Origin of the sequence: Synechococcus sp. FACHB-909, assembly GCF_014698945.1 — a bacterium.
In the GTDB taxonomy this organism is placed as follows: domain Bacteria; phylum Cyanobacteriota; class Cyanobacteriia; order PCC-6307; family Cyanobiaceae; genus Cyanobium.
In genome coordinates this window covers 224,110-240,685 of the sequence record NZ_JACJTY010000005.1, presented here as the reverse complement: position 1 = coordinate 240,685, position 16,576 = coordinate 224,110, and the positions used below count along the sequence as shown (strand labels likewise).

Annotated in this window: 13 protein-coding genes and 1 tRNA gene; 7 read left to right on the top strand and 7 right to left on the bottom strand. The window is 66.2% G+C overall.

The features are described from left to right. Positions 1 to 41 precede the first annotated feature (41 nt). Entirely contained in the window at positions 42 to 1,595 is a 1,554-nt protein-coding gene (locus H6G99_RS10275) for an alpha/beta hydrolase family protein (protein WP_190611432.1), read from the bottom strand. A 70-nt stretch (positions 1,596 to 1,665) separates the two neighbouring features. Then, positions 1,666 to 1,747 (bottom strand) — tRNA-Leu (locus H6G99_RS10270). Between the two features lie 95 nt (positions 1,748 to 1,842). Here H6G99_RS10270 and H6G99_RS10265 point away from each other — a divergent pair. Continuing rightward, positions 1,843 to 2,454, top strand: a complete 612-nt coding sequence (locus H6G99_RS10265; protein WP_190611430.1) for a Ycf66 family protein — start codon at positions 1,843 to 1,845, stop codon at positions 2,452 to 2,454. A 25-nt stretch (positions 2,455 to 2,479) separates the two neighbouring features. After that, positions 2,480 to 5,407, top strand: a complete 2,928-nt coding sequence (ileS, locus tag H6G99_RS10260) for an isoleucine--tRNA ligase (RefSeq protein WP_190611429.1) — start codon at positions 2,480 to 2,482, stop codon at positions 5,405 to 5,407. A gap of 15 nt (positions 5,408 to 5,422) precedes the next feature. Here the strand turns inward: ileS and H6G99_RS10255 are convergent, their stop codons facing one another. Continuing rightward, a complete protein-coding gene (locus H6G99_RS10255; RefSeq protein ID WP_190611427.1) occupies positions 5,423 to 7,210 on the bottom strand; it encodes a glycosyltransferase family 2 protein in 1,788 nt (595 codons plus the stop codon). Between the two features lie 98 nt (positions 7,211 to 7,308). On the opposite strand from H6G99_RS10255, the gene H6G99_RS10250 reads away from it, so the two are divergent. After that, the gene (locus tag H6G99_RS10250) at positions 7,309 to 8,148 is read left to right on the top strand and encodes a glycosyltransferase family 25 protein (RefSeq protein WP_190611426.1); all 840 of its coding nucleotides are present in this window, start codon (positions 7,309 to 7,311) and stop codon (positions 8,146 to 8,148) included. Here the strand turns inward: H6G99_RS10250 and H6G99_RS10245 are convergent. From H6G99_RS10245 to H6G99_RS10235, 3 genes are all read right to left on the bottom strand, one after another. Further along, positions 8,118 to 8,858, bottom strand: coding sequence for a hypothetical protein (locus H6G99_RS10245; RefSeq protein WP_190611424.1), 741 nt, complete (start codon positions 8,856 to 8,858; stop codon positions 8,118 to 8,120). The genes H6G99_RS10250 and H6G99_RS10245 overlap by 31 nt on opposite strands. Positions 8,859 to 8,945: 87 nt before the next feature. After that, a complete protein-coding gene (locus tag H6G99_RS10240; protein ID WP_190611472.1) occupies positions 8,946 to 9,425 on the bottom strand; it encodes a nuclear transport factor 2 family protein in 480 nt (159 codons plus the stop codon). Between the two features lie 31 nt (positions 9,426 to 9,456). Then, on the bottom strand, positions 9,457 to 9,825 hold the full coding sequence (locus H6G99_RS10235) for a hypothetical protein (protein WP_190611423.1): 369 nt from the start codon (positions 9,823 to 9,825) through the stop codon (positions 9,457 to 9,459). A 307-nt stretch (positions 9,826 to 10,132) separates the two neighbouring features. Here H6G99_RS10235 and H6G99_RS10230 point away from each other — a divergent pair, with 307 nt between their 5' ends. From H6G99_RS10230 to H6G99_RS10215, 4 genes are all read left to right on the top strand, one after another. Next, positions 10,133 to 11,308, top strand: coding sequence for a glycosyltransferase family 4 protein (locus tag H6G99_RS10230; protein ID WP_190611421.1), 1,176 nt, complete (start codon positions 10,133 to 10,135; stop codon positions 11,306 to 11,308). Between the two features lie 4 nt (positions 11,309 to 11,312). Then, positions 11,313 to 12,092: an alpha/beta fold hydrolase gene (locus H6G99_RS10225; protein WP_190611420.1), complete on the top strand. Its 780-nt coding sequence runs from the start codon at positions 11,313 to 11,315 to the stop codon at positions 12,090 to 12,092. Beyond that, positions 12,089 to 13,252 carry an LLM class flavin-dependent oxidoreductase gene (locus H6G99_RS10220; RefSeq protein ID WP_190611418.1) on the top strand — a complete coding sequence of 388 codons (1,164 nt, stop codon included), beginning with the start codon at positions 12,089 to 12,091 and terminating at the stop codon, positions 13,250 to 13,252. The genes H6G99_RS10225 and H6G99_RS10220 overlap by 4 nt, the downstream gene beginning before the upstream one ends. Positions 13,253 to 13,438: 186 nt before the next feature. Further along, a complete protein-coding gene (locus H6G99_RS10215) occupies positions 13,439 to 14,203 on the top strand; it encodes a DUF3598 family protein (RefSeq protein ID WP_190611416.1) in 765 nt (254 codons plus the stop codon). Between the two features lie 130 nt (positions 14,204 to 14,333). Here H6G99_RS10215 and H6G99_RS10210 read toward each other — a convergent pair whose 3' ends face one another. Next, positions 14,334 to 15,419, bottom strand: a complete 1,086-nt coding sequence (locus tag H6G99_RS10210; protein WP_190611414.1) for a M14 family metallopeptidase — start codon at positions 15,417 to 15,419, stop codon at positions 14,334 to 14,336. Between the last annotated feature and the right edge of the window lie 1,157 nt (positions 15,420 to 16,576).

Below are 16,576 nucleotides of genomic sequence, written 5' to 3'. Positions count from 1 at the left end.
GAACCCGCCCGGTCGGCGCGACAGGATCCGGGACGGCGCCATCACGGCTGGTTGGCAGCGACCGGCAGGGTGCGCAGGTTGGCGGTGACATCCACCAGGGGGAACTCCGTGGCACCCCAGCCATCGGGGGGCATGAGCGGGGGCGCGTCCGGACCCGGGGCCGCGGCGGCACCGGCGGCGAAGGCGCCGTCGGTCCAGGCCAGCAGCAGACCCCGCAGGGCGCCGCCGCCCTGCTCATAGGAGGAGCGCAGGTTGAAGTGGTCGCCATCCTTGGCCAGCACCAGCCGGTGGCCGCCGCCGGCATTGCGCGCCTCCAGCGCCATGGGCCTGAGGGCCTCGGGCCCGGAGGGCACCACCCAGTCGCGGCTGCCGCTCACCAGCAGCACCCGGCCGTTCATGGCCTTGGCCGAGCCCTGATCGAACAGCAGCGACATCGGCGGGCTGACCGCCACCACCGCCTTGACCCGGGGGTCGGCCAGGCCCGCCTGGTCGGCGGAGGTGAGGAAACTGCACTGCAGCACCCAGCTGACGTTGCGGGCCGGATTGGTGACGTCCTTGCAGAAGCGGTTGAGCAGGGCGGCGCTGGGCCGGGCCCCGGCCAGCTGCAGCGACGTGGTGGCGCCGTAGGACTGCCCCATCGCCACAACGGCATCGGTGCGCAGACCGGCCGGCAGCCCCAGGCTGCCCGCTGCTGCCGCATCGATGGCGGAGGTCATGTCCATCGGCCGCAGCTTCAGGTCCTCCGGCTTGGGGGGCGGCACCTCGCCGGAGAGCATGGCCTGCTGCTGCGACTTGTCGCTGCCGGGGTGGCGGGGCAGCAGCACGGTGTAGCCATGGCTGGCCAGGTGCTTGCCCCAGCCCTCGAAGCTTTCGGGGGAGTCCCAGAGGCCATGGGAGATCAGCACGAGGCGGCCGTTGGCGCCGGTTTCCGGCTGGATCGTGACGACCTGCAGGGGCTTGGGGCGATGGCTGACGGGGATCGCCAGCTCCTGACGCTTCACCGCCAGCGGGCCGGCCTGGCTGAGGGCCGGGCTGATGCCGGCGGCGGGCATCGAGGTCACCAGGTCGTTGCCCTGGCGTTGCTGGTTGGCGAGTCGATCGATGGCGAAGACCACCCGCTGCAGATCCACCGAGGCGCTCTTGCCGGGCAGGGCCTCGAGCACCTCCAGCAGGTTGAGGCTGCCCTTGGCCTGGCTGCTCTCCAGGGAGGTCGCCAGCTGGCTGGAGTCCAGCGGCTGGCGCACCCCCTCGACCAGCACCACCGAAGAGATCAGCAGCAGCACCTGGTTGACCAGGGGCGAACCCACCGACTGCTCGGCGAAGGCCTTGACCGGCAGGGGCAGGGGTGTCTGGAAGGCCTCCACCAGCCGGCGGCCGATGGCGCCGTTGGTGGCCCGATCCAGCTCGGCGAGGTCACTGTCGCCGGAGAGCAGGCTGCGCTGATCCCTCAGTTCCCTGAGCTGGATGGTGAACGCCGTCTCGAGCAGGGGCAGGCTGAGCTGGATTTCCTCGAGGGCCCGGGCCGGAGCCGCCGCCGCCAGGAGGGAGCCTGCACCCAGGAGCAGCGCCGTGAGCTGGCGGAGAGGGCTCTTCATGTCGGCGATTCCGTTGATGGGCAGCGTAGGTGTGTCCGCGAAGACGCCACCTCCTACCGATCAGGGGGAATGCCCACCGGGGGACTTGAACCCCCACGACCTGAGCCACTGGAACCTAAATCCAGCGCGTCTACCAATTCCGCCAGGTGGGCGCCTGCTGGACTCTAGACAGGTCGGCCGGCGCCATCCGGCGGGATCGGCCATCCGGTGGTCACCGCCCAGAATGGCGCCAGACGTCGCCCCGGCCATGCTTGCCACCCTCGGAGGCCTCCTGGCCCTGCTGCTGGGGCTGTTGCTGCTGCTGCTGCCCCTGCTGGCCTCCGAACTGAGCCGGGCGAGGGATTCGGTCTGGGGGGCGGTGGTGCTGCTGCTGGGCCTGGTGCTTGTGACCAGCGCCGAGCGGCTCACGGGCGCGCCGATGCTGGCGGTGCTGTGCGGCGGCCTGCTGATCGGCCGGCTCGGGGTGGAGGTGGGCCAGGCCCGCTGGCGCCTGCTCACGGACGAGGAGCGCCAGCGGCTCTGGTCGTTGGAGCGCTGGCAGACCAGCCTCAGCCAGCTCGGCGCCTCCCTGGCGCGGCTGCTGCAGCTGGCCGGCGGCATGGCCAGCGGTCTGGGGGCCTGGCTGGCGGAACGGCGCGCCACCCGCCCCGCCAGCACCAAGAAGTGGGTGCGGCCCGAAGCGGAGGCTGTCGCCGCCTCAGGCGCCGAGCCCGCCGTGGTGACGGAGACGGCCGGCGAGGAGCCACTTGTGGTCAGCGACTTCGAGGCGATCGACGCCCTGCTGGAGCAAGCGGTCCCGGAGGCCCCGCCCGAGCCCGTGACGCCGCAGCCGGAGGAGGGTCTCGGCGAGGCGGGATAATCCAGCCTTCTCGCGCTCCGGCGACGTGACGGCAAGCCCGGCGTCCTACAAGGACACGCTCAACCTGCTGCAGACGCCCTTCGCGATGCGGGCCAACGCCCGGGTGCGGGAGCCCGAACTGCAGGCCTTCTGGAAGGAGCACGATCTCTACGGACGGCTGAGCCGCGGCAACCCGGGCGCCCCCTTCACGCTCCACGACGGCCCGCCCTACGCCAACGGCGCCCTGCACGTGGGCCATGCCCTCAACAAGATCCTCAAGGACATCATCAACAAGCACGCCCTGCTGCAGGGGCGGCGGGCCCGCTTCGTGCCGGGGTGGGACTGCCACGGCCTGCCGATCGAACTGAAGGTGCTGCAGGGCCTGGGCAGCGAGGAGCGGCGGCAGCTCACCCCCATCGACCTGCGGCGCCGGGCCCACGCCTATGCCCTCGAGCAGGTGGAGGGCCAGAAGAGCGGCTTCCGGCGCTGGGGCATCTGGGCCGACTGGGACGAGCCCTACCTGACCCTGCAGAAGTCCTACGAAGCCGCCCAGATCGGCGTCTTCGGAAAGATGGTGCTGGCGGGCCACATCTACCGGGGCCTCAAGCCGGTGCACTGGAGCCCCAGCTCCCGCACCGCCCTGGCCGAGGCCGAACTGGAGTACCCCGACGGCCACACCTCCCCCAGCGTCTACGTGGCCTTCCCGGTGGTGGAGCTGCCGGAACCGGTGGCCGGGCTGCTGGCGGCCGCCGGCATCGCCGGACCCACCGATGCGGCCCACCGGGAACAGCTGTTCGTGGCCATCTGGACCACCACCCCCTGGACCCTGCCGGCCAACCTGGCGGTGTCGGTGAATGGCCAGCTCGACTACGCCATCTGCCGCGACGGCACCACCAACGGCGGCACCCCCCGCTACCTGGTGGTGGCCTCCCAGCTGGTGGAGCAGCTGCGCACCAGCCTGGAGCGCCCGCTCGAACCCCTGCTCACCCTCAAGGGGGCCCAGCTGGAGGGGATCCTGTACCGCCATCCGCTGCTGGATCGCACCAGCCCGGTGGTGATCGGCGGCGACTACATCACCACCGAGACCGGCACCGGCCTGGTGCACACGGCCCCGGGCCACGGCGTCGACGACTTCCACACCGGCAACAAGTACGGCCTGCCGGTGCTCTGCCCGGTGGACGAGGCCGGCACCCTCACCGCCGAGGCGGGCCCCTTCGCCGGGCTCAACGTGCTCAAGGACGCCAACCCGGCGATCATCACCGCCCTGCGGGACGCCGGGCTGCTGCTGGCCGAGCAGCGCTACGAGCACCGCTATCCCTACGACTGGCGCACCAAGAAACCGACCATCTTCCGGGCCACCGAACAGTGGTTCGCCTCCGTTGACGGCTTCCGGGCCCAGGCCCTGGAGGCGATCGCGGCGGTGGAGTGGCTGCCGGCCAGCGGCCGCAACCGCATCGAGGCGATGGTGCGCGACCGGGGCGACTGGTGCATCTCCCGCCAGCGCTCCTGGGGGGTGCCGATCCCGGTCTTCTACCACCGCGAGACGGGCGAGGTGCTGCTCAACGGCGACACCCTGGCCCACGCCGAGGCGCTGATCGCCGAGCACGGCGCCGATGTCTGGTGGGAGCGGGACGAGGCCGGCCTGCTGCCGCCCGCCTGGGCCGACCAGGCCGACCAGTGGCGCAAGGGCACCGACACGATGGATGTCTGGTTCGACTCGGGCTCCTCCTGGGCCGCCGTGCTGGAGGGCCGCGGGCTCGGCTGTCCCGCCGATCTTTATCTGGAGGGCTCCGACCAGCACCGCGGCTGGTTCCAGAGCAGCCTGCTCACCTCGGTGGCGGTGAACGGCACGGCCCCCTACCGCCGGGTGCTCACCCACGGCTTCACCCTCGATGAGAAGGGCCGCAAGATGAGCAAGTCCCTCGGCAACGTGGTCGACCCCATCGTGCTGGTGGAGGGGGGCAAGAACGAGAAACAGGAGCCGCCCTACGGCGCCGACGTGCTGCGGCTGTGGGTGAGCTCGGTGGATTACTCCGCCGATGTGCCCCTGGGACCGGGCATCCTCAAGCAGCTGGCGGACGTGTACCGCAAGGTGCGCAACACGGCCCGCTATCTGCTGGGCAACCTGCACGATTTCGTGCCCACCGAGCATGCCGTGCCGATCACGGATCTCCCCCTGCTGGATCGCTGGATGCTGCAGCGCACCGCCAGCCTGATCGAAGAGGTGAGCGCCGATTTCGAGCGCTTCGAGTTCTACCGCTTCTTCCAGGCCCTGCAGAACTTCTGCGTGGTGGACCTGTCCAACGTCTACCTCGACATCGCCAAGGACCGCCTCTATGTGAGTGCGGCCGCCGACTTCCGGCGCCGCAGCTGCCAGACCGTGCTGCACCTGGTGGTGGAGCGGCTGGCGGGCCTGATCGCGCCGGTGCTCTGCCACATGGCCGAGGACATCTGGCAGAACCTGCCCTACCCGGTGGCCGAGGCCTCGGTGTTCGAGCGGGGCTGGCCCACGGTGCCGGAGAGCTGGGCGGCGCTGGAGCTGGCGGCGCCGATGCAGCGGATCCTGGAGCTGCGCGCCCAGGTGAACCGGGTGCTGGAGGGCTGCCGGGGCCGGGGGGAACTGGGCGCCTCCCTCGAGGCCCAGGTGCAGCTGGAGTTGGTGGAGGCCGGCCCGGAGGCGGCCCCGCTGCGGGAGGCCCTGGCCCTGGTGGTAGCCAGCCCCCACCCCGAGGTCGACAACCTGGCCGACTGGCTGCTGGTCTCGGCCCTGCGGGTCGGCGGGCCTGCGCCGGCGGAGGCCACCCTGGCGGAGACCGAGGAGGAGGGGGTGCGGGTGCGGATCGCGCGGGCGGCGGGCCACAAGTGCGAGCGCTGCTGGCACCACGAGAGCGACATCGGCCAGCACCCGGACCATCCCACCCTGTGCGGGCGCTGCGTGGGGGTGCTGGAGCGCCAGGGGGCTGGGCCCGCCTGATCCAGCGGGGTCGGGTCAGACCAGCCCGAAGGGGCTGAGGACCTTTCTGGCCGCGATCTTGAGCTGCAGCGGAATGCCCTGCCTGGGGAGCTTGCGCACGACGCGGGCCGCCAGCCGGCGGGACCGCGTGGCCAGCGAATGGGACTCCAGCAGGGGGTAGGGGGAACGCTCCCGCAGCAGCTTGATCAGCCAGGCCTCCGCCGCCGGATCCTGGGAACCCGGCGCCAGGGCCGCCTCCGCCAGGCGGATGCGCTCGGCGAACTCCGCCACCATGGCCTTGTAGCCGCAGGCCTCGGCGACGGGCCCGTGGGAGGCATGAACCCGGGCGAAGTGCTGGAGCGACTTGCGCTCCAGCAGGGCGGCATGGTCGAGCAGATCCTCGATGTCGTTGGCGATCCGCACGACGCTGGCCTGGGCGCTGACGATCGGCATTTCCTCGATCACCGGCGGGGCCTCGCGGGTGCCCGCGGCGCTGGCGGCCGCGTAGGCATGGGCGATCGCCTCGACCTTGCGGCCCACCAGTTCCCGCAGCAGGGCCCGGTTCCGCTCGGTGGGGGCCAGATGGCGGCCGGAGGAGGTGTTGGCCATGTAGGCGGCGTGCAGCAGGGAGGCCTTGACCAGATCGAAGGGGGCGCCGTGCACGACCAGGACACTGGCCACCCGGACGACATGCTCCTGGAAGGTTTTCTTGGAGCCCCGGAAGGAACCGCCGTGAAGCTCGGCGGCGACATCGAACACCCTGTTCAGCTCAGCGATCTCCTTGCGGGAATGGCCCTGCGCCAGGCATTGCCGCACCAGCAGAGGGAACGAGTGGACGTAGGGATAGGCGTGGTTATCCACGGCCTCGGCCGCCGCCGCCGCAGGCCCCTGGGTGCGGGGGTGCACCAGCTCCATGCTGCCGATCTGGCGGTTGAGGAAGGAGGTCATGCTCTGGAGGGAGCGCAGCTTCCACTTGCTGGACAGGTAGGCCACGTCCCGGGCCGCCTGCTCATGGCTCCAGCGGCTGCGGAAGGGCTCGATATCGCAGAGCCAGTAGGGGGATTGGGCGTTGGCGTACACATAGCTGACAACGGACTTCGGCTCGAAGATGACCCGGTAGTTCGCCTGCCTGGCCACCATGGCGATGTCGATGTGCTCGTTCACCTGGAGGTAGGCCTCATCAAGGGGGCCCACCTCCTGGAGCATCTTCATGCTGAGCAGCATGCAGTGGAACTCGCCGAAATCGGAGTCTCCCCCCTGGAGAGTGCCGACGATGCGGGAGGCTGGGGCGTTGGCGAAGAGGTGTTCTTCGTTGTATTCGATCTGGCCATCGTTCTCCGAGAGATGGTTCTTGCCTCCGGCCATGTGGATGCGATCCTCCGACAACTCACCCATCAGATAGAGAGGGAACACGATGCCCGCTCCGGTTCGCTCTGCCGTGGCCACCAGGGTCTCGATCCAGCCCTTGGTGACGAGCACATCGTTGTCGATGAAGCACACGTACTTTGTCGTCACCGCCTGCAGCGCCTGGTTGCGCAGCTGGTTGGGGGTGCCGTTTCCTGCCGTGAACAGCGTCAGCTCCCCGCGGGCCTCGGCCGCTTCGAGCTCCCGGCGCACCGAGGGCGGGGACTGGCTGTCGTGGTAATGCAGGGCGAAGGGGTAATCCCTGTGCTCCAGGAGCGAGCGCAGCGAGCGGGAGGCAAAGCTGTGCCGTTCGCGGAACACCACGACGACCGTGACCAGGGGGAGCACCGGGGAGCCGCCCGGGCTGGCCTGCCCGACGTCGCCGTGCTGTACGTCAGTGCGGCGTACGGGGGCGTTCATCCAATGCCAATCAGATCCGGATGGCGATGATAACATTCTTCTCAATGAGGCATCCCCGCACGCCCCATGGAGGGCCTGCTTCCACGCCGCATTGATGCATGGCCAAACTTTCCTGGCAGGACTTACTCAACGGACCTGCCTTTGTGGTCAATCTCGATCGCCGGCCGGATCGGTGGGAGAACAGTCGCAGGCAACTGGAATGGGCAGGATTCACGGACACACATCGCTGGTCGGCCTTTGATGGTGCGAAGGGAAACGTCAGGCAGGAGCTGAAACGGTTCGGCATCGATCAACTGGCGGATCGCGAACACTTTCTCAGCCAGTCTGGCGCCCAGGGCTGCGCCGTTTCGCATCTGACGCTTCTCCAGCACATCATCGATCAGGGGTATCCACGGGCCTGCATCTTCGAGGACGACATCCGCTTCTCCCGGTCGTGGCACCAGCTGGCACCGGCGTTCCTGAGCAGAACGCCCCGCCACTGCGACCTGCTCTTCCTCGGCTCCCAGATTCAGTACGACGCCCTGCCCCGCCTGCATCCAGCCCGGCGGTTGAATCGCTCCCGAACACTCACACGCCTGAGCCAGAGCGCCTGGCCCTGGCCCTCCCGTCGGCTGGGCGATGTGGTGCAGGGGCCGCTCTATTGCATGCACGCCTTCAGCATCACCCGGAAGGGCTGCCAGGAGTTGCTGAAGTTCCTGACCACCCAGAGCGACGGTTTCTACATCCCTGATTGCATGATTCACGACGCCATGGCCGGGCGCACCCATGTCTCGGGCTTCCCGCTGCGCTGGTATGCCTGGAACGGCCATCGCATCCCCTCCCTTGTGGAGGAACGGGGCACGAATCCCCACTGGATCAGGCGGAACTGCGGCCTGGTGTATCAGGAGGAAAGCTTCGGCACGGACATTCAGCCGCGCCCGGAGGTGTCCCCGGCCTGAGGCTTTGGCGGCAGAACGCCCTGGGCGGGCGGGGGCGTGTCCTTCATGGGGGGAACCAGGCGCGCGCCGAGGCTGAAGGCCCCCGCCAGCAGACCGGCCAGGGCGATCGCCACGCTCCACAGCTGCACCGGCCGCAGGGCGCCGACCAGGTCGGCGATCGACAGCTCGGCCGGGTTGAGGGCCCGGGGACCACGCGAAGGGGGGGCGTCGCCCCCCGGCTTGAGGGCCAGCACCTTCTCCTTCCAGTCGGCCAGCACGCCGTTGAATTCGTTGGAGGCCAGCGCCGTTGCCTCCAGGGGGACGGTCTGGACGTACCAGTCGTAACCGGGCTCCAGCAGCCCCTCGGCCTTCAGCCCTGCCTCCACGATCACGAGCAAGGGCAGGTGCTTGGTGTAGGCCATCGCCGCCTCGATGTGGTTCCAGGGGGTGGGCAGTCGGACGTCGGCAAGGCTGCCCTGACGCGGGCCGCCGCGCTTGTCGAGGCCGGCGGGGAAGTAGGAGCGTTCCAGGGCGATGACGACGATCCCGGAGCAATGCTCCATCAGCTCGGTGATGGCCTTCAAGGGTGCGTCGGCGCTGAAGGTGTTGCGGCCGACGGTTTTAGGACTCAGGGATTCACTGCGCAGGCGATCTTCAATCAGGCGCACGAAGGATTCCTGCTCCGGTGTGGCGGTGGCGCCCACACTCACGAAGACGAGTTTCTCCTCCATCCCGCGCCACGTATCAGTGGGCGGAGCCTACCGATTCCCCGGCCGGCGCGCTCGCACCGACAGATCGGCAGCGGGGGCCGCGCGGCCTCAGAGGCCCAGATCGGACAGGCCCGGGTGATCGTCGGGGCGGCGACCCAGCGGCCAGTGGTACTTCCTCTCGCTCTCCTTGATCGGCAGGTCGTTGATGCTGGCGATGCGGGTGTGCATGAAGCCCCGGGCATCGAACTCCCAGTTTTCGTTGCCGTAGGCACGGAACCATTGGCCGGAATCGTCGTGCCATTCGTAGGCAAAACGCACGGCGATGCGATTGCCATGGAAGGCCCAGAGTTCCTTGATCAGGCGGTAGTCGAGCTCCTTGGCCCATTTACGGGTCAGAAACTGCCGGATGGCCTCCCGGCCGCTGACGAACTCGGCCCGGTTGCGCCAGACGCTGTCCGGGCTGTAGGCCAGCGCCACCCGTTCCGGGTCACGGCCGTTCCAGGCATCCTCGGCCATTCGCACTTTCTTCGCCGCCGTTTCGGCATCGAAGGGGGGAAAGGGGGGCCTGGGGGATTCCGGAGTCGTCACTGGAAGGTGATTCAAGCGTGGACAGGCTAATTCAGAAGGGAATGGTGTAGGTGTTCCCCCGCTCACTGCGCACCAGGAGGGACGAGGAGGTCTGCCGGTAGGCGGCCAGGGTGGTGCGGCCATTGCTGGGCTCGGTGATCAGCAACTTGCCGCATTCCTCCTGATCACGCTGGCCGCAGGACCAGGGCTCGCCCACCTTCTCCATCTCAATCTGCTTGCCATCGGAGCGGAAGGTGACCGTGAACGCGGTGGAGCCGCCCGCCACCAGGCAGGCTTCGGCGCGGCCGTTGAAGCTGCAGCTCTGCCAGGCGGCCTGGGCATGGGCTGCCGGGATGGCCGGGAGAGCCAGGGCGGCGCCGGCGGCGACAAGGGTGCACAGGGCCGCCAGGGGGGAACGCATGGGCGGGGTGCCGAACTCCAGGACTGTACGAGGATCAACATCCTCATACACGGTGGTCTGGCACTGTTCGCAACCACAGGAATCGAATCTCAAGTCACGGACACCCTGTGCACAACGATCAGGGTTGGATTGAACGCACCGATGGCGAAGTTCATGGCGAGCCCCATGGCATTCGGTTACAGTCTTCCGGAAGCCTGCATCATCGTCTTCAGGCTCTCCTTCGTGCTCCGCCTGGGTTCGATGGCAAACGCCCATCTAACATCCGCTGGGCGACATCCAGATCCAACGGACCGCCTGGCTTGAGAGCATGAATCTCCTCTTCATCCTGTGTGACAACCCCTTCAGGGCCTCCTGCGGCATGGGGAGCTCTGTCAAGGAAATCATTGAAGGCCTGGCCCAGGCAGACAAGTCCATCAGGATCCAGGTGTTGGATTTGCGATGGAACTATGGCCATCAGACGATCACCGATCAGATCGAGGTGTTTTCCTGCGGATACAGGGATGTCCTGGGCAGTGACTTTATCGTTCAGACCCTGATGAACGCCCCCATACAGATCATCTATGGGATCAAGAACCTGAGGAGGCCCGATATCATCCACATGCAGGACTGGACGTCCATCCCGGTCGGCAATGCCTTAGCCAGCTACTGGGGAGGCAACATCAGATCGGTGTACACAACCCAATTGAGTTACACCCTGTTGCTGGAGGATCTGGCGAAGGAGTCGATGGCGGCTCCGCCAGTCGACAAGGCGATCGTTGCCGAGATTGAACGACTGGAGCGGGAAAGCATTCAATGCTCAGACATGGCTACTTTCCTGAACCGGAGCGATCAGACACGGCTCCATGGACCGCACGATTCGCAGGTGATCCCCCACGGGATCCATCTGGAGGACGTGCAGTCGATTCCATTCGAAGAGAAAAGACTTCCTGGCACGAACCCCACGAAACTCCTGTATTTCGGGCGCATCGATACGATGAAGAATGTCGGGCGGCTGCTCGATGTCCGATTGCCGAGCGGCGTCGACCTGATCGTGATGGGAGGAGAAGCCGGCTCGAATCCGGACTTGTATCAACGGCTTGAGAACCTGGCACGCGAACGCGATAACTTACACCGGATCCCTTTCACCGCAGGGAATGACAAGTTCAACATCATCCGAGCGGCCGACGCCGTGATCTTCCCCAGCATCCATGAGCCATTCGGCCTGGTTGGACTCGAGGCGTTGGCCTGCGGCACACCCCTGATCGCTTCTTTTGCCGGGGGGATGAATGACTACCTCGATGACACGTGCGCGATCCGGACAGACGGACTAAGCGCCGAGGCCATCGAGAACGCCATCCACAGGTTCATGACGATGTCAGACTTCGCCAAGGAGGCCATGGTCAGGAACGGATTGGACGTCTGCAGGCGCTTCTCATGGAAGGATCCCGTCGAGCGGCACCACCGGCTTTATCGGGACTTGACCCATGACAGCAGGCCCGAATAGCCCCATGATCACGGAACATCACATCGACATTCGAGGCTGCCAAGTCTTCTATCAGCGTGGCGGCAAAGGCGAACCTCTCCTGCTCCTGCATGGCATGGATGGGCGAGCCTCATGGGAAAGCGTGCTGTCCAGGCTGACGGAGCACCACGATGTGATCCTGCCCGACCATCCCGGCTTTGGCTCCTCGGGGTCAGGGGAATGGATCGACGGCATGGCCGATCTGGCCCTCTTTTACCTCGATGTCCTGGATGCGTTGCAGATCGAGAGCTGCCACCTGGCCGGCCACTGCCTGGGCGGCTGGCTGGCAGCGGAAGTTGCCGTGATGCAGCCGCAACGGATCAAGAGCCTGAGCCTGTGTGCCGCAGCCGGCATCCGTGTTGACGGCTGCCCGATGGGGGATGCCTTCCTGTGGAACCCGGACGACACCATCGGCCAGCTGATCGTTGATCCGCAGGCCAGGGAAACCATGCGGGAGAAGCCATCGAGCGAACGTGATATCGAGCTGATGTTGAAAGCCAGACAGATGTCGGCGCGATTGGCCTGGCATCCTCGCTTTCACAACCCCCATCTACGTAAATGGTTGCATCGGCTGACGATGCCAACCATGATTCAATGGGGTGAGAACGACAGACTTTTCCCCGTGGCCTATGCCCACGGCTACCACGCCATGATCCCCCACGCCCAGCTCCATCTCTACAGGGACTGCGGCCATTTCCCGATGCTGGAAGCCACCGATCGCTACCTCGAGCATCTGGACGCATTCACTGCCAAGGCATCCGCATGAAGTTCTATTCCTTTCATTTGATGCCCTATGGGGCGCTCGATCTGGATTACGTCGAGAAGCACATCTCGGCAAGCCTGGTGCTGCCCAACACTTACTACGATCCCCAAATTGGCCATCAGCTCTATAACCGCTATCTCGATGAGCTGGAACTAGCCGATGAGCTCGGCTTTGATGGTGTGTGCGTCAACGAGCATCACCAGTCGGCCTATGGCCTGATGCCCACACCGGCCGTGATGGCGGGGGCGCTCTCCAGAAGCGTGAAGCGAGGCAAGATCTGCATCCTGGGGCGTGCGTTGCCCCTGCTGTCCAATCCCCTCAGCGTGGCGGAAGAATACGCCATGCTCGACAACATCACCGGCGGACGCTTCATTGCCGGGTTCGTCCGAGGGATTGGTGTTGAGTATCACGCCACCGGCGTCAATCCCACCTATTCCCTGGAGCGTTTCCATGAAGCGCACGATCTGATCATCCGCGCCTGGACGGAAGAGGGTCCGTTTCCGTTTGAAGGAAAGCATTACAGCTACAACTATGTGAATCTATGGCCGCGTCCTTTCCAACAGCCCCATCCCGACGTCTGGATTCCCTCCGGAGGCAGCCTGGAAACCATTCGCTGGGCCTCCGATCCCAAACGGAAGTATGTCTATCTGAATGTCTATAGCAACGTCGATGTGGCCTGCGGCCTCATGGACACCTACCGGAACTGTGCCGAGGAGTACGGCTATACCGCGAGCTCCGACCAGCTGGGCATGGCCCTGCCCATTTACGTGGCAGAAACCGATGCAATCGCCCGAAGAGAAGCCAAGCCCCACATCGAGGCGTTCTTCAACAAGTTTCTGCGCATGACCAACGAGATGTTGTTGCCACCGGGCTACACGTCGGTGTCCTCCCTCAAAACGCTCCTGATCACCAGCCGCGAAACGCTGATGGCTAACCATTCCCTGGAGGCCGTCGACAAGCTCGGCATGTTCCTGGTGGGGTCACCCGAGACGGTCCGTCAGCGTCTGGCGGAGTTTGAGCAACGGCTGGGGATCGGCCATCTCTGCGCCATCATGCAATTCGGCAGCCTGCCGCATGCGCAGACGAAGCGAAATCTGGAGCTGTTTGCCGAAGAGGTGATGCCCCATTTTCGAGCCAAAGTAACGGCAGGCAGCTGCCCCTAGGGGCCGATGGCAGCCAACCCCCGGCAGGCCCGCAGCACCACATCGGAATAGATGCACAGGCCCAGTCTTCGTTGCAGAAGAAGGGCACCGGAAGGCCGGCCGATTCCCCGCTTGCTCCCCACCCCGGCGCCCAGGCTCGCCGGCCACGGCGGGCTGCCTACCATCGCCCCTTTGCCGCCCTTCCCCATGGCCAGCCAATGGCAGAACTTTCTGCGCAACCTGGGGGAGTGGCGGGGCAGCTTCACCACGATCAGCGCAGGCGGCGAGGTGCTGGAGAGCCATCCGTCGGTGCTGACGCTGGCGGCGGGCGACGACGACGACCGCCTGGTGCGCTTCAGCCTGGAGCGCTGGCCCGCCGGCACGGCGATCGCCACGGGCGGCGGACCGGCGCCGGGGGCGGGCGAGCCCAGCCGCGCCATGGAGCAGGACTACCGGACCCTCGGGCGCCAGGTGGTGTTCTTCGATTCCGGGGCGTTCAACAAGGGGTCGCTGCAGGTGGCGCCGAACACGGTCTTCGGCGGTGAGTTCGGCTTCATCGGGGCCGACCGGCGCCACCGGATCGTGCAGCTGTACAGCCCCGACGGCCGCTTCGATCAGCTGGTGCTGATCCGCGAGTTCCGCGCCGGCAGCGAAGCCGCCGAGGCCGCGCGCGCCAACGCCGAGCAGCTGCTGGGCCACTGGCAGGGCCAGTCAGCCACGATCAGCGCCGACTGGAGCGAGTCCGACACCAGCGACGTGCAGCTGGAGCTGGGGCCCGCGGAGCTGGCGGCGCTGCGACTGCTGCCCGATGGCGGCTTCGTGCGCCTGCCGGAGCAGGTGAGCCACCGGGCGGCCTTCGAGCTGGTGGGCGGCTGGCTGCCGGCCCCGGGCCGGATGGAGCGCCTGATCCGCCGTTATGACGCCACCGGCGCCTGGGTCTCCGCCAGCCACGAGGTGCTGGAGCGCGTCTGAGGGGCCGGCACGCCGGCAACGGCCTCACCGCGGCGGCAACCCATCCAACATCCGCCAGAGAAGCGGGCACATTCTCATTGCGCTAGAAAAAGGTACGCAGGGTTGGATGACAGGGCATCAAGGGCTTCGCTCACCCCCCCAGCCCCCGGCAAGCCCGCAGCACCACATCGGCGCAGCGCCCGTACACAGCGGCCCGCCAGGCGGGGCTGTCGATCAGGAAGGCGTCGCGCACCTGGCGGCGGATCGCCTCCCGGTGGGGGGTGGGGCGATCGGGCACGGCGTGCAGCCAGGCATCGGCGCGCAGGGCCGCCAGCACCTGATCGATCGGCCGGGTGCCGAACTCCAGGGCCAGGTAGGTGAGCTCCAGCGCAGGGAACATGCGGCGCAGAAACACCGGCACCGAGCCCGACACCACCGACGAACTGGAGGGGCCCTGGCCGGGGCGGGTGACCTCCGGGCCATACCAGCGCTGCAGCCGGTCCCAGTCGTCGTCGGTACTGCCGCTGCCGATCAGCTCTCCGTAGCCCCAGGGGCCCAGGCCGGTGTGCAGGTCGATCACCGCCAGGCGGCGGCAGGCCGGGCCCAGGTGCTCGGTGAGGATCTTCTCCAGGGTGGACAGCGACCAGCTGGGGCGGCTGCCGCCGTAGAAGAGGCCGGTGGGATGGGTGTACTGGCCGCGCTGCAGCGCCGCCTGGTAGGCGGCCATCCCCTGCCCATTGATGAAGGCCTCCAGCACGGCGTCGGCCCGTTGCCGCTCGGGCCCGTCCCAGTCGCCGGGCAGCAGGGCGTCGTGGAGGGCGTCGTAGGCCGGGTTCTCGGGCAGGGGGCCGCGGAAGTCGAGGCCGTTGCGGTTGAGATCAATGTTGTGTTCGTTGCCGCGACGCAGCCAGGCGAAGCCATGGGGGTTGAGGGCATGGATCAGCAGCGCCCTGCCGCCGGCCGGCAGGGCGCCGTGGAGTTCATCCAGCAGAACGCCCACCTGGCAACCGGATCCGGCCAGGCCCTCCACGCCGTGGGTGCTGGAGATCAGCAGCAGCAGGGACTCAGGCTCGGCGGGGCCCAGGGCCGCCGCATCGATGGCGAGCGGCTCGCCGGCCGGGCCGCGGTGATCGGGCAGGACATGGCTGCTGAGCCGGGCGCCGGTGCCACGGGCGGCGGCCAGGAACGCCTCACGGGCCGAGGTGTAATCGGGGCGGAAGAAGTCGCTGGTGGCCATGGGGGAGGGGGTGGGGCCGGGGGGGATCAGGAGGGGTGGTCGTTGTGGGGGGCCACTCCGTGGCAGGCGAAGTCAGGAGCTGAGCTAATGCAAAGACCTAACGGGTAACCGCTGCGCTCCGCTTGCAACCAAAAGCTCGCTTCATCGTTTCAGAAGAACGGCAACTAGATGCCGATCAACGGGAGCTTCGCCTGCAGATAGGTGCACAAGACTTCTAACCTATTGCTTCGCTGACGAGATCCGCCTAGACGCCTCTAGACATGCTTACCTCTTCATGCCGTGTCTTGACACGCTAGGAGGATCATGAAATCGCTTCGCAACACCCCCAAACCAGAACTGGGCAAGCGCCAATCGTGACAGATAGCAGCTCGTACCACTCTGCTGATCTGGAAGCAGAGCGGCCGACATGCTCATGAGCCATCTCATTGAGGAGAACAAGGGACAACAGCAACACACGCAGTCCTCCTCAGCGCGTTGATTACAGAAAATCCAGATCTGTCTAATCGACAAAGCCACAGATCAACTCATATTTTCACTCGCTATCCCTGTGATTCGAGAAGCAGGCCAAGTGACAATAGACGCGAAAGGAGGAGTCTCCCAAATCACCCAGTTTACTTCATGAAGTTCGACCCCAAAATCAGACTTAGCCTCCATTGAAGCTGGCCCTAGTCAATCCTCTGGATAATACTCGATTACCCTCAGAGCTCTCATCTGTTGCACTGCACAGCGATACTGATCTTAGCCTAGGCGCTAACTGCGGTCTTTGCCGGCGTCTCCTTCGGCCCCGCAAAGACTTCACATCTAGGTAAATTTCACAGTCCTTGGTTCGCTTTCAACAAGGTCCGCGCAGGTTGATAGATGTAGCGATTTTACTTGCCGATCAGAATCATTCTTTACGAGGCCGGCCAGGCCTCCTTCGAGGCCAACAGCAAACGCATTAGCGGAATTGTAATCTTTTACACTCGCAGCCAAGGCAATGTGCGTGGAAGAACGTGACTTGGGATATCTGCTAGCAAGCGTAATTGCGACTGCGGAAAATGGGTGAGTTTTATACCGCCTCCCGAAAAGAAAGGACTAACACATTAAGAGCAGCAAATGATAGAGTGGCTTATCATTTTCATCAATAACTGAAAGAGCTTTCGCATCTATCCGCCCAT